Below are 18,531 nucleotides of genomic sequence, written 5' to 3' on the forward strand. Positions count from 1 at the left end.
TACGCGAAGACGACGCGCCGACGCTACGCGTCGGATGAAAGCCCGCTCCGCGGGCTGCCGGCCACTCCGTGGCCGGAGTGCTCCACTCCGTGGAGTACGTGGCGGGTCGGTGGGCAGCCGATCGCTCCGCGATCTGTCCCCACCTCGGCTCTGTATCCATCTGCAACTTGGCTAATAGTTAAGGTGGTTGAGTAGGCGTCCGCTCCGCGTCCGCCTACAAGCTGGCTAGTGTCACGGGGCAGTGGCGGGCCGTGCGGCTCCCCCTCTGGGCACGAGTCATTCGCGGTTGCTCCAGTATACCGGTGCACGAGGATGCTGCCGCTGTTAAGGAAGCAGAAAAACTATGGGATCTCCGAGAGATCAGTGTCTCCTTCTTTGGTCGTCGTTGCGGGCCAGTCCTCGAGGAGGATGTCGCGCATCAACTGGCTGTATTTCTCGGGTAGTTGACCAGCGTTCTGCTTGGTGCGTGTCTTACAGAGCCATGGGCCGATCATGATGCGTTGGCCGTCGACCTCGATCCACTCCCGGGCACCGGGTACACGGCCGTGCCGTTCCATGAAGGCGCGCAGCAATGTCGTCGTCTGTTCGAAGGTACGGCGTGTTCTCCCGCTGGGTCGGGGCTCGTCGGATGTCATCTTGTGTACCGGCAGCTGGATTTGATCGGGGGTCAGGCCGAGGCGGGTGAAGCTGTCGCGTTGGCCGTCAGAGAGTTTGTTCCAGGTGGTGAGGTGTCGGTGCAGCCAGCTGCCGGCCTTCACGCCGTCGACCACAGTGTCGCGGCGCAGCGTGGCGGGGTGATGTCCGGCTTCGATGTGTCGGCGCAGCAGGTGGTATTTGCGGTGCCAGTCGGGTCCGTGAGGGAGCGTCCAGTCGGCGTCGAGGCTGGTGAGTTGGGCTTCGCGGTCCGGGTGCAGGCGGTGTTTGCGGGCCAGAGCGCGCTGGTCAACGAGGAATTGGCCGCCGGGTTCAGTGGCGGGGATGGCGAGGTGGCCGTAGGTGGTGTGGAACGCCTCGACGGTCGCCATGTGGCCTGCCCAGGCGGCCTCGTGGGCGTCCCAGATCATGCCCAGATCCTCAAGCTCGCTTACCCAGTCAGCCGTAAGGGTGCCTTGGTCGTGGGCGGTGCGCTGGCCGTCGATGAAGGAGCCGAGGCGGTAGCCGTAGGTGTCGGTGTAGTCGACCGGGACCTTCAGGTGGCCGTGTTCGGCGTGGTAGCGGATGGCCGCTGCCAGGCCGGCACGGCGAGGCGCGGAGAGCACCGCGCCGGCCGATGGCCAGGCCAGCAGGTCCATGGCGCGGACGATCGTGCCAGGGTCGAGGGTGAAGTCGAAACGGAACCGACGGTCGAGGAGGCGGTGGGTGGTGTCGTCCAGACGGTGCGCGGTGGTCTTGCGCGGGGCGCGGGCGGCAATGGTCTGGTCGTGGTGGCGCAGTGCGGCGGTGATCAGCCAGAGGGCCTCAAAGGGGGTGTCCAGGAGGTCGGTGGGGTCGGAGTCGGGTGGGATGTAGGCGGGGATGACCAGGCTCGCGGTCTTCACGTCGACCGTGGGGGGCTTGCGCAGAGCGCGACCCAGGGCTTGAACGATCCGGCGCACGCTTTCGGTGCGAGAGGCGAAGACGATGGCGTCGACGGCCGGCAGGTCGATGCCCTCGGACAGGACCTGGGCGTTGGTGATCACAGCGCGATCGGCGCTCGCGAAGCGGTCGAGGAGTTTCGTGCGCTGGTCGGGGGTGTGGTTGCCGTTGATCGACGAGAGGGACAGAGTGCCAGCCCAGGAAGGGCGCTGCTCGGGCGGGAGGGTGCGCAGGGTGTGGGGGAACTGGCGGGCGAAGCCCGCGGCGTCGGCGACCTGCTGGAAGTACACGATCACATGCTTGAGGTCGTGCTCGGTCATCGCTTTGAGGACCGCCAGGTGCAGGGCGGTGGTCCGGCGTGCGGTCGGGGCGAAACCGGTGTGCGCGTGGTCGGGGTCGGTCAGGACCGTGCGCAGGTCGGTGCCGGTGATGGTGGGGATGAGGATCTGGTAGTCAGCAAGGACGCCGTCCTCGATCGCCTGGGCGTGGGTGTAGGTGTGCAGGCGGGGGCCGAACACCTTCGGGTCATCCATGGAGGCGATCAGGGATGGGGACTCCCAGGCCGGGACGGTCGACGCGGTCCGCTTGGGGCGCGGGCGGGCATCCGGGGCCTCGGCCAGGCGCGGTGCCTCCCACTCATAGGGCGTGGCGGTCAGGTACAGGCGGCGATCGGTGCGGATCCGGGACTGGTCGTGGACCATGGTCCATTCCTTGTCCCAGGAGCCCGCGGTGCGGTGCGCCTCATCCACGATCGCAAGATCGAAGACCGGAGCTGGGAAGACGGAGTGCTGGATCTCCTCGATCCGCCGAAGCGAGTCGAGGGTCACGAACACGGTCGCCGGCTCGCTCTTCTTGGCCCGCTGGGCCAGCCAGTACGCCAGGTACTCCCCCGAACCCGTGGACACCACTTCTGCCTCGGCCAGCACGGGGTGCTTGTTCGCATTCAGCGACGACACCGCCACCAACGCCTCGGTGCGGCCGTCCGCGCGGGCCGCCGCCGCCCACTGGCCGATCAGATCCCGGCTGGGTACCACCACCAGCAGAAACCGGGTCTCGAGAGCTTCCGCTGTCCGCAGAGCGATCAGCGTCTTGCCCGTTCCGCACGCCGACACCATGTGCCCGCGGCTCCCGGGCTTCCTCAGGCCGCGTACCCCACGGTCCACCGCCGCCCGCTGATCCGGGCGCAGCGCACGGCGGACGGGACAGGCGGGAGCAGAGCTGTCGGCCCGAGGCAGGGGGCTGTCCAGTACAGCGGGGCGGGGGTCGATGGCCATCAGGTGGTTCCTCGGGAGCATCTGCTGAAGGTTCGCAAGGGGCGGGGGTGGACGGGGGTCACTGGTAGAGGAAGTCCGCTCCCCACACCTGGAGTCCGTCGGCCAGAGCAACAGCGTTGTCCGCCGCTTCCCGGAGCTGTGCGGCTGTGCACGCGTCGTATATGGCGTTGGTCGCCCTTTGAGTTGCGGTACTCCGCGGCGAGCCGACGGAAGGTGACCGAGGGACAGAAAACGGAATCCGCCGCCGCGCGCTCATCCACGAGCTCAGCAGGAAGCCCGCAGTACGTCTCCGACGTGATGTAGCACGCCCAGTCGACCAGTTTGCGCGTCGACCACACATCGGCCGCGACGCGGTCGAGGAGCAGCGGACGGCAGCGGGGGGCAGGGCATTCGTCCACCGTCGCGTAGAATAGCTGGTCCAACAGAGCGGTGTCGGCCCTGGTCTTGAGGTCCGGGTGCAGTTCGGACAGCGGCACGAACTCCCGTTGCCGACGACGGACCGTGGCCGCAGTGTGTACATGGTCCACGCCGCTCACGGTCTTTCCCACAGTCCCCTCCGGAAGGCTCATTCCCCGGCATTACGGTTCCATCGTCGCGCGCCCTGGGTGCACAGCGGCCGCAAAACGGCGAACACGCGGCACAGCGGTAGATCTTCTAGTAGGGCAGGGACAAGGCCCGTTGGTCCACCACACCGAGAGCCCGGAGACCGGTTCGGCCGTGCAGGTTGGTTTTCGGGCGTGGTGCAGCGCGTGGGGTTCAGGCGGCGAAGCCGACGTTGGTGACGTACTCGTACTGGCCCCACTGCGAGCCGAGGTCGACGATCTGCTCGATCCAGGCCTCGTCCATGGCCCTGTCATCGCCAGTGGACCAGGCGTCGATGATGGCCTCCCAGTGGCGGACGTTGAGAATGCGGAATTCCACGACCCGCTGCTGGGAAGGACGCACGCCGGACTGATTGAGCGGGTGGATCTCGACGCGGGTACCGCGGCCGGTGCGGTTGAGGCGGGCCAGGAGATAGCGGGCGACATTGTGACGGCGGACCGTGCGGTAGGCGGCTTCGATCCGGGCGAGGTTCTGCGGGGTGGGATTGCGGGTGCCGGCCAGCCATGCCTTCAGGGTGCGGTCGGTGACGGTCAGGCCCGCGTCGTAGGCGGCAGCGCGGGCGCGGGGGGTGCGGGTGAGGTAGTGCAGACGGGCCATAAGGCCGCGCCGGGTGGTGGCGGGCGAAGCGATGAAGTCGGCGAGGGCGTCGAGCTGGCGGGCGACGGCCTCGTAGCCCTTGATGCCTTGGGCGCCGTACTTGCCGAAATCGATGGTGCGCTCGGGCACTTGAGGTCCCCTCCCTCTGTCAGTTCTCGTCGGTGTGTCCGGCCGCGGCCGGGTCTGTGGGTGATGTGCCGACGGCGTACACGTCCTTGACCTTCACCTCGGAAACTCCACGGCCTTCCGGGAAGACACGCCGCCAGTCACCGACGACGTGGAGTTCGTCGGTGCCCATCACACGGACGACCGCCAGGCCGGCGTCGTGCGCCTTAAGGGCTTTGGCCCAGAGATTGGCGAAGGCCTGCGAGCGGATCAGGTGCATCCAGTCCGGACGGTACAGCTCCCGGTTGTAATTCGACTCCCCCATCGTGGACACGAACTTCGAGTACATCGCCTTCACATACTCCAGCATCACCTCATCGTCGGCGGCGATCGCGGTGTCGCGGGCGTCCTTGAGCGTGATGCGGAACCTCTCCAGCAGGCTCTCCGTCGCACCCGAGGTGAACGACTCGTGGATCTGAGGCACTTCGCACAGGGCGTACTTGGGGCCGGACAGACGCAGCAGCAGCCGGAGGGTGGGCTCGGTGACCCAGAGCGGGCCGGGCTCGTCGCGGTTGCCGATCGGGTTGGGCAGATACGCGCCATGCTCCCATGCGGGCGGGGTGATCAGGTGAACGCCGGCGCGGCGGCGGTCGTGCACATTGCCTGTGGTGTGCTCCAGCTGGCCGAGCGGCAGGTGTGTCTTGAGCGCGGACAGATAGGCGCCGTTGATGTCCAAGGCCGTCACCTCGTGCCGGCCTGCGGGCAGTTCGGGGCGGGCCCACTTGGGACGGGCCTCCCAGACCTGGTCGGCACCGCGCCCGGACTGCTTGCGCAGGATGTCCGGGATCCACGGGTGAGCAACGATCGCGTAGCGGCCGCCCCTGCGGCAGTCGTCCAGCAGAGCCATCGCATCCGGGATCGCCCGCTTGACCAGGACTGCGGTCGCCGCCTCCACATCGCCCTCGTGCGCCTCGAGCGCCTCGACCACGGCCGCCGCGATCGGGGCGGACGACGGGTCGGTGTCGGACGCGGCCCGCACACGCCGGCCGGCGGGCGCGGCCTGTACGGGTTTCGTCGTGCGGCTCTGCGGCCGCTGGGCGGGTGGGAACTCTGGGGTGGCGCACTGGGTGGGGTCGAGGTGCTGAGGGAAACCGGCGACCTGGTGACGAGCAGGCTGCCCGCACAGGACACACGGCTCGGGCGCGGCCAGAGCTTCGACGTCGTCCGTGTCGTCCCCTGCGGTCGAGGCATCGCCGGGTGCCAGGGACGTTGCGCTCTCGTCCAGTGCGGGCTGGGGCGCAATGGCTTCCTCTGCGGGCGGTGGGGCGGGGGGTGCGAGTTTCGTGGCCAGGCCGTCCAAGAGGTAGGCGTACTTCGCCCTGAGCTCCCCCGAAGGGTCACGGCCGGTCTCCCACCCCGTGACCGTGGACGGGCTCACGCCGAGAGTCCGGGCCACCTGGGCCTTCGACAGGCCGGCCCGCTCACGCAGGTCACGGCGTACCTGCGCCTCGGGCAGCGCGGGTTGAGGAGTGAGGGAAGCGAGCAGCGAGTCGATCGCGTCGAAGTCGCTCATCGATGCGCCGCTCTCAGATGTAGGTGACGGGGTTACGGGACAGGTGCGGGCTCGGAGTGGGGCGGCCCACCCGCGCATCGTCGCGCAGCAGGTCGCCCTCGAGGGCGTAGCGGTCACCGTGCTTGGAGATCCCGGTGATCCTCGCGACGGCAAGCACCGTGCCGCCGGTGCTGATGATCTGCACCTCGTCCTGGGACAGGGCCCGGTCGGCGTTGAACTTCCAGATACCGCGCCCAGCCAGCCAGGCCTCATCTTCAGACATCCCGGGACGCCAACCGATCATGGTGCGTCCCAGACCGTCGTCCGTGTCGGCGGGCCGTTCGGCTCCCAGCTGGATCTGCAGCACCCCCGTTCACCCTCCCGCAAAAGAAACACTTCAACTTGTTGCGAAGTTACCAGCAACGGGGATAACTTTGCAACAAGTTAAAGAGTTATCCGCAACTGCCGGCCTGGCCTCTCGTGTCGCCGCGCGGGAGCCTTCTGCGCGATCGGGTCCGTGTGCCAGAAGCCTCATAGCCGGTGGCCCCCTAGGTTCTGTCGTCAAATGTCACGCCCACATCAAGAGTGAGGCGAGGGTGACGGCTGCTTCGTAAGACTCAGTGGTCTTGTCGTACCTGGTGGCGATCCCGCGCCACTGCTTCAACCGGTTGAAGCACCGTTCCACGACGTTGCGGTGTTTGTATGCCTCGCGGTCGAAGGCCGGCGGGCGGCCTCCCCGGCTGCCCCGCCGGGCTCGGTTGCGGATCTGGTCGGCCCGTTCGGGAATCGTGTGCGGGATGCGGCGGCGGCGGAGCCAGGTGCGGATCGCCTTCGAGCTGTAGCCCTTGTCGCCCAGGACGTGATCGGGCCGGACGCGAGGCCGACCCGACCCGATCCGGGGCACCCTGATCGCTTCCATCACGGCGGTGAACCGGGTGCAGTCGTTGGTGTTGCGGCCCGTCACCACGAAGGCGAGGGGACGGCCCCGGCCGTCGCAGGCGAGGTGAATCTTGCTGGTCAGACCGCCTCTGGACCGGCCGAGAGCTGGGTTCCGGAGCCCCCTTTTCGAGCCCCGGCCGCGTGCTGGTGGGCACGGACGACGGTCGAGTCGACCGAGACGAGCCACTCGACGTCAGCAGCCGCATCGGCTTTCGCCTGGGCGGCTCGGAGCATCCGGTCGAACGTTCCGTCCACCGCCCACCTGCGGAAACGGGTATGCAGCGTGGCCCACGGCCCGTAACGCTCGGGCACATCCCGCCAGGCGACACCGGTGCGGAACTTCCACACGATCCCGTTCAGGACCCTGCGGTCATCCAGCCGCTTCCGCCCCCGCAACGACTCGGGCAGCAACGGCCGGACGAACTCCCACTCGACATCAGACAGTTCATGACGACGTATCACGCCACCATGATCCACCAGGCAAGATCATTTGAAGACACTGCCTAGCGCCCTGGAAGTCCGAGTGCTTCGACCCATATGGCACGACCACAGCACCGGCCACCATTTTCGCCCCCTACGTCGCCGTTCCTCCCTCGCCTTGTAGGGGCGTTGCTGGCGTGGCTCTGGCGGGAAGGGCCTCGCCGCATACGAGATCGCCGAGTTCGGTGTCCAATGGTTCGGCGCCTCCTGGGCGTTGGGAGACGGTCTGCGGAGTGCTGCCGCGGACGGCGACCGCGATCCCTGCCACGGCCATGGGAAACGCCACGAACACCGCGGCGGTGCGCATGCCTGCGTGTGCCGAGAGAATCATGGCGATCAGGGGTGGCCCGAAGGCTCCGCCTGACTTGCCGACCGCCGCTGTCCATCCGCCGGCGGTGCCGCGGATGGGCAGCGGGTAGATCTCGGCCGTGTAGGGACCGACAAGTGCGATGACGCCGGCAGTTCCGGCGAACAGCAGCATCACGGTGGTGAGGAGAACCGGTCGGCTGCCGTCCATGCCTACGGCGGCAAGCACCAGCAAGGCCGTGCAGGTGAGGGCCGCGTAGACGACCATGGTGCCCCTGGCCGACCAGCGCACGTAGAGCCATGCCGCGACCGCGCAGGTGGGGACGGCCAGCAAGGAGGAGATGAACAGCAGGGTGGTGGCGGACATGCCGTCGGTGCCGGAGGACGCGAGCTGGCTGGGCAGGAAGGTGATGAAGCCCCAGTAGACGAGGCCCCAGGCGAGGGCGTAGGCACTGACGACCAGGGTCTTGACTGTCTGGGGGTGCTTGAACAGGGCGGAGGCGGGAACGCGTTCGGGCCGTGACTGCCGGTCGGTGAAGGCAGCGGATTCCGGGATCCACCGGTTGAACGCGATCAGGACCAGGACCAGCGGAAGCTGGGCGAACCACAGCACGCGCCAGCCGGCCAGCGGAATGAGGATCGCCGCCAGCCCGGAGGCGGCCATATAGCCGCCGGTGGTGGTGAGTCCGGCCTGCAGCACCATGATCCCCGCGCGCCGGCCCGGCGGCAGGCTCTCCGTCATCAATGCGTAGACGACGGGCAGCATGCCTCCAGCCGCCATGCCCATCAGGGCACACATGACGAGGTTGCCGCAGAAGCTCGGCATGGCGCCGCACACCGTCGTACCGAGGAAGAGCAGCGACGCGATGAGGATGGTGGCCCTTCGGCCGATACGGTCCGCCGCGCGCCCCCACACGAGTGACCCGAGCACGGTGCCGGTCAGGGCCACCGTGGGCAACCACGAGATCCCGGTGGTGCTGAGGTGGTACTCGGCGCGCATGCCGGGCGAGATGAACGCCAATGTCGCGGGCTTCATCTGATCCACCAGCAGAGCGAAGGTGAGGCTGGCGATGAGGCGGTGACGGCTCACCGTGGGTGTCTGAGGTGGGCCGGACACGACCGCGGGACGGGTTCCGCCTGGCTGCACCACCGCGCAGGCCGAGATGGCCACGCCCACGACGATGACGATCATCGCCGCCCACATCGCTGGCGACATCCGCATCATCGACATGTCGAAGCCCGTAGAGGCGGAGTCGGCATACATCCACAGATGCTCGATGACACCGGCGCAGGTCAGGAGCACGCCGGTCCAGAACAGCACAGGACGGGGTATCAGGGCGTCTGCTCGTGCGTGCATGGTCAGCTCCTGGTCGGCCTGCGGAGGTGCCGCCGTGGCCCGGCGGGCCTGGTCTCGTGGCGCGGGCGTGGCGTTCAGGGCGGGCTCGGGGGCCGCCCTGAACGCCACGCCCGCGCCTACCCGGCCTTCCCGGCCGCCGTCCTGTGCTTCTGCTCGTAACGTTTCGCATCGTCGTCACGTGGGGCGGCGTGTCACCTGCGAGCGACGCGCGCGCCTTCGATCGTGCCGGTGAGGAAGGCTTCGAGCGGCTTGATGTGGACATCCGATCGTCGCCATTCGTTCTCCAGGTCGTCCGGGAGGTGGAGCGTCTCGGCGAGCTCGCCGTGGCGGTAGTGCCGGATCACCGGGTGGAGGAAGGCGTCGATGTAACCGTCTCCCAGCACCGAGGCCGAGAGACCTGGCTTGAACGGATCCATGAGTTCGTGGTCCGGCCCGTACTCCAGGCTGACGGAGAAGGTGTTCTCCGCCTCGCCGAACGCGGAGTCGTGAAGGTGTCCGACGGGCACTTCCTGGTAGTGCCTGACCGGCCCCTCGCTCGGCACCACCAGCAGATCGGCCAGCACACCGAACTGCTGGAACAGCCCGGACGACCGGTTGATCCGCTCAATCAGGGCGGCCGTCAACTCACCTGGTTCCGGCGGCAGTTCGTCGTGCGGCCAGACCCCGTTGTGGTACCGCTGCTCCAGGATGCGACACAGCGCGCGTGCGCCGTAGCGGAATCCGTGGATGAAGCCGTTGGTTCCCTTCTTGAAGTCCATCTGCTGGGTGAGGGTCCCTGCGAAATACAGACCCGGCACATTGGTCGACTCATAGGCCTCAGTGAGTTCGGGAAAACGGTCGTTGACGGCGAGCCGCGGACGGCACCCCTCCTCGAAGACGGAGGTGTCGAAGCGAAATCCCGTGCACACGATCACCCGGTCGTAGCGATGCTCCATCGTCGCCCGGGTGAACTTGAACCGGACGCGGTATCCGCCTTCTTCTTCCTTCTCGATTCCGATGACCCGCGCGTCCACGATGGCATTCTGGATCTTCAGCTGAGCAGTGTCGATGAAATTGCTGTTGACCGCCCGGAGATGTCCCACGAAATGACTCTGCCAAGCCAGATGCAGCGGGTTGGGACCGGCCACGTGGACGACGGCGGCCGTCTCTAGCAGATTGTCGGCGGTCTCCAGTGCCGAGTTCGCCTTGCCTATGATCAGCACCCGCTGATTGATGAAATCCTTGGGGTCGACAGAAACTGTCGCGTACGGCTCTGCCGCTTCGACACCGGGGATGTCTGGAACGTTGGGCCGACTCACGCCGGTGGCGATGACGACTCGGCGCGCTTGATACGTGTCCCCGCTGCTGTCCGAGGCCTCGAATCCGCTCGCCGTGCGGGCGATCCTGGTGATGCGTCGATTGAAACGGACACGCAAGCCGTGCGCCTCCGCGAAATCGCCGAGGTAGCGGACCATGTCGTCGGCGAGGGGAAAATAGCGCTCAGTGTACCGGGCGAGCCGTAGTTCGGGCCTGTCCGAGAGAAGCGAATTCCAGTCCGAGCGCAGGTTGAACTCCGGATCACTGCTTCCTGTGTAGCGCTTGTTCACCGAGATCATCTGACGGTGTCGCGGATACGTGGCGAAGAAGGACCCCGGCCTGCTGGATTCCTCCACGACCTCGTACGTGTGCCCTCCAGCCTCCAGGAGCTGCGCCACCTGAAGCCCGGCCGGCCCTGCACCCACCACCAAATAGTCCAGATCAGCGTCTGCCACAACGACCTCCGTCCGTCCGGTTGTTCACACCCAGCATGGAATCGCGCCCAGCTTCCGCGGCCGATGGCACCGGCCGTCCCTCGCCCGTTGTCAGGCCTTTCCCGACCGTGCCTGGTCCTCGGCGTCGTGCGGCGCGATGCCGCTCAACAGTTCCTTCGCCGCCGTGTCCTGCTTCAGATAGCTGGCCAAGTTGCCCAGAAGGCGCCCGAATTCAGCTTCGGCGCTCACCCGAGGTCCGCCCGTTCCCGTGATCCCATAGGCGTATTCGCGCCAGCGGACATCCTCCATGAGGCGATCCGACAGTGCCTCCGTGAGGACGGAGAGCCAGGTGGGCCCGATCATGGCGAAGTTGACCTGGAGGCACTCCCCGTACGCCTTGGTGGCGTGCCACCATCCTCGCGGCATGAACATCATTCCGCCGCTTGTCACTTCGGCGGACATCGCGTCACCGGGCATCGCCGTTGGGAACGGCAGTTTGTCGGCGAACCTGAAGTGCGACTTGCTCACCTGCTGGTCCCCTCGCAGAACCGTGGTCGTCTGATTCCGCACGTGTTCGTTGGCTGCCCATTGCCACACCTTGCGCCCCGTGAGTAGGAGCGCGAGATTCACCTCGGCATCGCTGTGCATAGTGAGCCCACTGGCGTCCTCGTAGGCCGAGGCATTCTGTCCGGTTGACGCGAAGATGTCGCAATGGAAGACAGATCCGGGCATGCCGAGTTCCCCGGAGATCTGGTCGATGGCCCGTTGCAGTCCCGGGATGAATCGCTCGGCGCTGCGCAGGAGCACGGTGAACTCGGCATTGTAGAACGGCAGTGCCGACTTCCCGTCGGCCACGTTGGCGAAGAATCCGTCGGGCCGGATGATCGAGACCCGGTCCCCGAAAACCTCCAGGGCGCTGGTGGCGGAGGCGAGTTCTGGAATCGACTCCACCAGTGGAGCGAGGCGCGCAGGGTCTCCTGCGAAGCAGCCCGGTACATTCGGCCAGTGATCTCGAATGAATTCGTCGGCAGTGAGAGGTGCTACGAGCATGTCCAGATCCATCACGGAAACCTCTTCCGTCATACTGGGTGCGCGAGAGTGGAACGAGCCGGAGGCGGATTCTTTCCGGGGCCGGGACTCTTCGGAATTCACCGCGCTTCGAGGCGGCTTTGAGGTGACACTTATTGCACGGAGCGAGATTTGTCTCCGTCACACGGACACCCGCCCGCATCTCTGCGAATATCGGCGGGATCTTTTTGATCCTGTCATGCGGATGAGGGTGGACACAAGGGAGTTGGTCGTCGGAGCTTGGGGACCGCCCGTCCCGCGCATGGTGCCGGACGTCTCTCATGTCGTCTCGTAGACCAGATCACGCAGGAGCTCACTCGCCCCGCCGGCGATCGGCCCGGCCATGGCATCCCGGTACAGCCGGGCTGCCACGGCGTCGGCGGCGTAGCCCCGCGCACCGTGGAACTGCAGGCACGTCTGTGCCGCCGTGACGGCCAGTTCGGTCGCGCGGAGTTTCAGGACGGACGCGGTACGGGTGTCGAGGCGCCCGTTGGCCTGCAGCCAGGCCGCCCGGTAACCGTAGAATCGGACCAGCTCATACGAGCTCTCCAGCTCCGCGATGCGGTGCCGCACCGCCTGGTGGGCCCCCAACGGCACGCCTTTGACGTGGTGTTCGCGTACGAACGCGTGCAGGAGGGCCAGGCAGTGGCCGACCCCTCCCACGGCAAGCAGTCCGGCCACCAGGCGCTCGAAGTCCAGCGCCTGGACGAGATGCAGGATCGCCCGGTCGGGCCGGCCGACGAACTGGCCGGCGCCGATGTCCACGTCCGTGAGGCGCACCCTGCACACATCCGCGCTGTGCCAGCCGAGCATGGGCTCCGGATGCCGGCTCACGCCGGCCGCGTCCCCGTCGACCACCAGCAGACTCGCCGCGCCCAGGCCGCTGCAGCCCCGCGGCGGGCGGCTCGCGGCCAGGGTGATGAGGAAGTCGGCCTGGGAGCCGTTCGCCACGTAGAGCTTTTCGCCCTGGACGCGGTACCCACTCTCCGTGGCATACACCCGGGTGGCCAGATCCCTCAGATCCGAACCCGCCGTCGACTCGGTGAGGGCGAGCGCGGCGATCAACCGGCCCTGCCGAGCGCCGGGCAGGTACCGCTGCCGCTGCTCCTCGGTGCCGAACATATGGAGATAGGACGTCGCCATGTAGGCGTGCACGGCCACGGAGGCGCGAATGCCGCCGAACCCGAGCCCCCCGAGCTCCTCCAGGAAGATCGCGCTGTGCAGGAAGCCGGGACCGGCATGGTCCAACGACAGCAGCCCGGCCTCGCCCAGGCTCCGCCAGCCGCTGCGGGATATCCGTCGCTCGCTCTCCCAGTCCTCTGCGTTCGCGGATACCAGGCTGTCCAGCAGAGCACGTACGCGGGTGCGGAATCCGTCGTGGTCTGCCGCGAGGAAGTCGGCGTGGCCGGGGCCGCCCGGGTCGTCGCGCCTCACGTCACCGAGAGGACGGTGTGCGCGGGCAGAATGTCGGTGATCTTCATCGGGATCCTGAAGACGGCCCGCGGATTGCCGGCCGCGGCCCATGTCTCGGCGAAGGCCAGAAGGTCCTCGTCGACGAAGACCGTCAGGTCCTCCTTGTGTCCCAGCGGCGGGACCCCGCCGATGCTGTAACCAGTGACGGTCTTGACGAAGTCCGCGTCAGCCTTGGCGATGTCGCCGCCCACGGCGGCCGCGACGGTCTTCTCGTTGACCTGGTTGGGGCCACTGGCCAGGACGAGCACCGCCTCCCCTGTGGCGACGCCACGGAACACCAGCGATTTGACGATCTGTGCCTTCTCGCACCCGAGGGCCCGGGCCGCGTCATCGGCTGTGTGCGTCGACTCCGGGAGTTCGACGACGGTCAGGTCGAGGCCGCGCTGGTCGAGGAGGTCCTGGAATTGGCGGGCACGCTTGCTGAGGCTCATGACGATGACGCTCCGAAAGGGTGCTGAACGGTGAGGAGGGCGCGACGGTCGACCTTGCCGGTGGCTGTGAGAGGCAGCGCGCCGCACAGGTGCACCGCCGACGGAACCATGTAGTCGGGCAGTTGCGCGCCGAGTCTTTCACGCACCGCTGTGGGGGTGCAATCCGCCACAGCGGGCACCACGAAGGCCATCAGCACCTTCCCGCCGGCCAAGGTCTCGGTCACCGTGACATAGCTCTGCTTCACCGTCGGATCCTGGTCGAGGTGGTGGGAGACCTCTCCGATCTCCACCCGGAAACCGTTCACCTTGACCTGATGGTCGAGCCGCCCCTGGAACACCACATTGCCGTCCTCCAGGAGGTAGCCCCGATCACCTGTCCGGTAGATCCTCTCGGGGCGGCCGTCGATATCGCACACGGCGAACGGGGCCTCCCTATGGTCGAGTTGACCGAGGTAGCCGGGAGAGAGGCCGGGGCCGGCGAGCCATACCTCGCCGATCTCACCGGCCGCGCACAGCCGTTGTCTGTCAACCACGTACATCCGCGTGTTCTGTATGGGCCGTCCGATGGGCAGTGCCGTGCCGGCCGGGGGAAGACGGCGGACCGGGTAGTAGGTGGCGAACGTCGTGCACTCGGTCGGGCCGTACACACTGACGAGCCGGTCCGGGCCGTAATGGGCCAGTGCCTTGCCCATGTGGGAGATCGAGTGCGCCTCGCCCCCGGTCAGGATGGTCCGTACGCCGGACAGGACGTCCGGGGCCTCGTCGACCACGGTGTTGAACAGCGCCGTGGTCAGGAAGACCAGCGTGACGCCCTGGTCGACCAGCACCCGTCGGAGTTCGGAGAGCCGGATGAACGACGCCGTGTAGAGGACGCATGTGCCTCCGTGGAGCAGCGGCCCCCAGATCTCGAAGGTCGCCGCGTCGAACAGGACCGGAGAGGCATGCAGCACCACACTGTCCTCACCCATACGGGCGTAGCGTGCGCCGAAGACCAGGCGGGCCACGCTGCGATGACGGATCGGCACTCCCTTGGGGTGTCCCGTCGACCCCGAGGTGAAGTTGATGTAGGCGATGTCGTCCGGGCCAACGCGCGTACGGGGATTTCCGTGCCGCGGAGCCGTCTCCGCTCCCGCCTGTCCGGAGCGTACAGAGCGTACGGGGAGAGTCCGCTGATCCGGCAGGCGTTCTGCCAGCGCCGTGGCCTGATCGCCGAGGACCAGACGGCTTCCCGCGGCGCGAAGCACGGTACGCAGATGGGCGTCGGGCCAGGAGGCATCGACCGGCAGATAGGCGGCTCCGCACTTCAGCACCGCCAGGAGAGCCGCGATCATTTCCGGGGAGCGCTCGACGCACACCCCGACGGTGTCGCCCGCCCGCACGCCCACTTCGAGCAGCCGGGCCGCGATCGCGTTGGCGAGATCGTTGAGTGCCCGGTAGGTCAGACGCCGGTCGCGGTGTACGACGGCCACCGCGTCCGCATACCGTGCGGCACACCTTTCGAAGAGTTCCTTGAGACTGTCGTGGCTCGGGTAGGGCTGGGCCGTCTGGTTGATCCTGCGGTGGATCGACACGGCCTTTTCACCACAACTGATCCTGTCCACCAGCCGCTCCCAGGCGTGAGTTGAGGACGTCGAGCAGGTGAGGGCGATGCGTGAGGGGGAAGAAGTGCCCGCCCGGCATGTCGACCAGTTCGCAGCCGCGACGCCCGAACGATCTCCAGCGGGCCATGTCCGCGCGGCCGTCGACCGCGTCACGGCGTCCGAACATCGCGGTGATCGGCGCCTCCACACCGTCGCCGTCCCGGCTCCCCCACATCTCGGCGAGCCGGATCTCGCTCCGTATCGTCGGCAGCATCAGCCTCATCAGCCTGTCGTCGCCTACGAGTTCCGGTGGCATTCCGCCGAGGCGGTGCAGGGCTTCCCGCAACTGGTGATCGGGCAGGGTGTGCAGGAGGGGACGGCGCTGGGGCATGTCCGGACTGCGGCAGGCGGAGACGAACAGCCTTCGGGTCCGGCCGGGATGAGCGGTCGCTGCGAACCGGGCCAGCTCGTAGGCCAGCCGCCCACCGAAGCTGTGACCGTACAAGGCGTGGGGACGCTCCAAATGGGGTGCCAGCGCGGAGGAGACGTCCTTGAGCAGTAACTCCCAGTCCTCGTAGTGTCGCTCCCTGATCCGTGGCCCCCGGCCGGGGAGCCGGACCGCAAGCAGTTCGATGCCGTCAGCCAGTCCGCCCGCCCACGGCCGGAAGACATCCGGGCTGCCACCGGCCCACGGAAAACAGATCAGCGTGACGTACGGGTCACGGACCGGGCGCCCGCACGTCAGCAGCCACGGGTTGCCACCGGGACGCACGGCGCCAGCTAGGTACCGGCCAGCGGTGCGGGCCGGTACCGGTTGCGTTCGATGGCCGAGGCGAGGGCCCGGACGCTGCTCTGGGCGAACAGGTCGTCGGGCGGCAGCGTGTCCTCGCCGAACGTCTCCTCGACCCGCGCGATCAGTTTCATCGCGCTCAGCGAGGTGCCGCCGGCCTCGAAGAAGTCGTCCTCGGCCGCGGCGACGTCGAGGCCCAGTGCCTGACACACGCTGATCAGCCACACTTCGACATGTTGCTCGTCCACTGTGTCGGACATGACCCCTCCTACTGACGCACCGGGAAGCGGTAGCCATTGACGGTCTGATCGATGATGCTGTTGTGGTGGAACCGGTCCTCACCGGACACCAGGACGGTGCCGTACCGGTCGAGACTGGCCGCTCCTCCGAATTCCTCCAGGCCTTCGGAGTACGGGTACACCCGTACTTGCGTGGGGACGTAGCGGGAGGCGAAACCCAGCCGCATGCGGCCGGCACCGCTGTGCGGGTGGGAGGCGTGCATCAAGGTCGACCAGAAGATGACGAACTGGCCGGGCCGCATGACCTGTGACACCGCTTTCGACTCGTCGGGAGTCCAGTTCGGGTCCTTCTGCAGCTGTCGGTAGTCATATCCGAAGAAGCCCCGCCTGACGCCGCCTTTCTCCACGTTGTTAATGGATTCCAGGTCGTACGTCATCACCTTCGACTCGTCGTAGTTCATACTCCGGTGCGAACCGGGGACGAATTGCAGGCAGCCATTTTCGACGCTGGCTTCAGTGAAAGCCGTCCAGACGGTGATCGTGCCGCCGAATTCGGAATCCTCCGGCCAGACGATCTGCGGATGCTTCGAGCCCGCCACGTTCGAGAAATTGTCCGCCTGGTGCCAGTCGGTTCCCTCGTCGCCGGGGTACTTGGGAAAGAATTCGGTGCGCCAGCAGAGCACGTCGGGTCCGAGCAGGCTCGCCACCCGGTCGACGATCTCCGGTCGGGAGATGTGTTCCGCGAGGAAGTCGACGTCCAGGTGGCGATCATAGTTGGCCAGGTTGGTGGTACCCGAGGCAGCCTGCTTCTGGCTGTAGATGGAAGTCTTGGTGTTGATCAGTTTGGGCCGGGTACGACGCAGGGCCCGCTCCATGTCCTCTTCCGGGTAGAGGTCGAACGGTCCGATGAACCCGTCCCGATGGAACCGATCAATTTCCTGCGAACTCAGCAAAAATTTCTTGTCCTGCTGTTGCATGATAAACCCTCCTTCGCACACATATCACCCACGAGGGGAAATCAAAGGAATGGATGTACCAACGGTACCGTTCCAGGAATTCTGGTCAAGTGAGGCCGGGTGAAAGTTTCCTGAGGCGGCACTACCCGGCTTCACCGTTCACGTACTGATTGGCGGGGCGGGCCGCTCCGTAGTGGTCGCGCAGCGTCGTTCCCGAGTATTCGGTGCGGAAGAGGCCGCGGGCCTGAAGGATCGGCACCACATGGTCGACGAAGCTCTCCAGACCGGAGGGCAGCACCGGCGACATGATATTGAAGCCGTCGGCAGCGTCGTTCTCGAACCACTGCTGCATCGTGTCCGCCACCTGTTCCGGGGTGCCGGCGATGGTGAGATGGCCGCGGCCCGCCCCCAGCCGGCTGATCAGCTGGCGTACCGTCAGGTGCTCTCGCCGGGCAAGACCAACCACCAACGCTTGGCGTCCCTGCGCCCCTTCGACGTGCCGGTCGGTGGTGAGGTGGGCCGGCAGCTCCTCGTCGAGGCGCAGCTCGTCCGCGGACACCTGCAAAACGCCGGCCAGCTGCTTGATGGCGTGCTCGGGCTTGATCAGGCCGGCGAGTTCGGCGTCGGCGGCCTTGGCCTCGGCCTGTGTCGTGCCGATGGTCGGCACGATGCCCGGCAGGATCGTGACGGTCTGCGGATCACGGCCGGAGCGGGCCGCGCGCTTCTTCATGTCGGCGTAGAAGACCTGGGCGTCCTCCAGGGTCTTCTGCACGGTGAAAACGGCGTCCGCGTGGCGGGCCGCGAAGTCCCGTCCGTCCTCGGACGATCCGGCCTGCACGAGGAGCGGATATCCCTGAGGGCTGCGCGCGACGTCCAGCGGTCCGGAGACACTGAAGTACGTTCCCACGTGTGCCGCGGGGTGCAGCCGGCTGTTGTCGCCCCAGTCCCCCGCCTCCTTGTCCGCGATGATCGCGTCGTCCTGCCAGCTGTCCCACAGTTTCCGGGCCAGGCCCACGAATTCATCGGCGCGGGCGTACCGGTCCGCGTGGGGCGGAAGCTTGTCCAGCCCGAAGTTGTACGCCGCGATCAGGGTGGCCGTCGTCACGATGTTCCAGCCGACCCGGCCGCCGCTGACGTGGTCGACGGAGGCAAACCTACGGGCCAGGTTGAAGGGCTCGTTGTAGGTCGTGGAGGCCGTGGCTATCAGGCCGATGCGCTCGGTCACCGCGGCCATCACGGTCAACAGGACCGTCGGCTCCAGCGCAGCGGCCGGCTGACGGCTAATGTCGCCCCACAGCCCCGGATGGTCGGCGAGGAACAGGGAATCGAGCCTGCCGCGCTCCGCCACCCGGGCAAGGTGCTGAAAGTGCCTGACATCGGTATTGGCCAGCGGATCGCTCTCCGGCAGCCGCCAGGCCGACTGATGGTGCCCAACGCCGCTCAAGAACGCGTTGATGTGCATTTTTCGGACCATCG

General features: G+C 67.1%; 14 protein-coding genes and 1 pseudogene. All 15 read right to left on the bottom strand.

All coding sequences use genetic code 11. From position 1 onward, the window contains the following. Positions 1–341: 341 nt before the first annotated feature. The 15 genes and pseudogenes from OG510_RS00005 to OG510_RS00075 all read right to left on the bottom strand — a co-directional run bounded on the left by OG510_RS00005 (position 342) and on the right by OG510_RS00075 (position 18,517). On the bottom strand, positions 342–2,849 hold the full coding sequence (locus OG510_RS00005) for a Helicase associated domain protein (RefSeq protein ID WP_406134510.1): 2,508 nt from the start codon (positions 2,847–2,849) through the stop codon (positions 342–344). 756 nt (positions 2,850–3,605) lie between these two features. Next, positions 3,606–4,178, bottom strand: a complete 573-nt coding sequence (locus OG510_RS00010) for a transcriptional regulator (protein WP_406134511.1) — start codon at positions 4,176–4,178, stop codon at positions 3,606–3,608. A 19-nt stretch (positions 4,179–4,197) separates the two neighbouring features. Next, the gene (locus OG510_RS00015; protein ID WP_406134512.1) at positions 4,198–5,727 is read right to left on the bottom strand and encodes a helix-turn-helix transcriptional regulator; all 1,530 of its coding nucleotides are present in this window, start codon (positions 5,725–5,727) and stop codon (positions 4,198–4,200) included. Positions 5,728–5,740: 13 nt separating this feature from the next. Then, positions 5,741–5,989 (bottom strand): hypothetical protein, encoded by a 249-nt coding sequence (locus OG510_RS00020; RefSeq protein WP_406134514.1) that lies wholly within the window; start codon positions 5,987–5,989, stop codon positions 5,741–5,743. Between the two features lie 285 nt (positions 5,990–6,274). Further along, positions 6,275–7,104 (bottom strand): annotated as a pseudogene (locus OG510_RS00025) (IS5 family transposase). Between the two features lie 115 nt (positions 7,105–7,219). Beyond that, a complete protein-coding gene (locus tag OG510_RS00030) occupies positions 7,220–8,788 on the bottom strand; it encodes an MFS transporter (protein ID WP_406134515.1) in 1,569 nt (522 codons plus the stop codon). 191 nt (positions 8,789–8,979) lie between these two features. Next, positions 8,980–10,539, bottom strand: coding sequence for an NAD(P)-binding domain-containing protein (locus tag OG510_RS00035; RefSeq protein ID WP_406134516.1), 1,560 nt, complete (start codon positions 10,537–10,539; stop codon positions 8,980–8,982). A 90-nt stretch (positions 10,540–10,629) separates the two neighbouring features. Then, positions 10,630–11,580, bottom strand: coding sequence for a cupin-like domain-containing protein (locus OG510_RS00040; RefSeq protein ID WP_406142265.1), 951 nt, complete (start codon positions 11,578–11,580; stop codon positions 10,630–10,632). A gap of 285 nt (positions 11,581–11,865) precedes the next feature. After that, positions 11,866–13,020, bottom strand: a complete 1,155-nt coding sequence (locus OG510_RS00045) for an acyl-CoA dehydrogenase family protein (protein ID WP_406134517.1) — start codon at positions 13,018–13,020, stop codon at positions 11,866–11,868. Further along, on the bottom strand, positions 13,017–13,490 hold the full coding sequence (locus OG510_RS00050) for a YbaK/EbsC family protein (protein WP_406134518.1): 474 nt from the start codon (positions 13,488–13,490) through the stop codon (positions 13,017–13,019). The genes OG510_RS00045 and OG510_RS00050 overlap by 4 nt, the downstream gene beginning before the upstream one ends. Continuing rightward, the gene (locus tag OG510_RS00055; RefSeq protein WP_406134519.1) at positions 13,487–15,091 is read right to left on the bottom strand and encodes an amino acid adenylation domain-containing protein; all 1,605 of its coding nucleotides are present in this window, start codon (positions 15,089–15,091) and stop codon (positions 13,487–13,489) included. The genes OG510_RS00050 and OG510_RS00055 overlap by 4 nt, the downstream gene beginning before the upstream one ends. Continuing rightward, positions 15,069–15,842, bottom strand: coding sequence for a thioesterase II family protein (locus OG510_RS00060; RefSeq protein WP_406134520.1), 774 nt, complete (start codon positions 15,840–15,842; stop codon positions 15,069–15,071). Before OG510_RS00060 ends, OG510_RS00055 begins: the two co-directional genes overlap by 23 nt. Before the next feature lie 8 nt (positions 15,843–15,850). Continuing rightward, positions 15,851–16,120 (bottom strand): phosphopantetheine-binding protein, encoded by a 270-nt coding sequence (locus tag OG510_RS00065; protein WP_406134521.1) that lies wholly within the window; start codon positions 16,118–16,120, stop codon positions 15,851–15,853. 8 nt (positions 16,121–16,128) lie between these two features. After that, positions 16,129–17,076 carry a chlorinating enzyme gene (locus OG510_RS00070; protein WP_406134522.1) on the bottom strand — a complete coding sequence of 316 codons (948 nt, stop codon included), beginning with the start codon at positions 17,074–17,076 and terminating at the stop codon, positions 16,129–16,131. A 121-nt stretch (positions 17,077–17,197) separates the two neighbouring features. Continuing rightward, a complete protein-coding gene (locus OG510_RS00075) occupies positions 17,198–18,517 on the bottom strand; it encodes an LLM class flavin-dependent oxidoreductase (RefSeq protein WP_406134523.1) in 1,320 nt (439 codons plus the stop codon). Positions 18,518–18,531: the final 14 nt, after the last annotated feature.

Origin of the sequence: Streptomyces sp. NBC_01089, assembly GCF_045162975.1 — a bacterium.
In the GTDB taxonomy this organism is placed as follows: Bacteria; Actinomycetota; Actinomycetes; order Streptomycetales; family Streptomycetaceae; genus Streptomyces.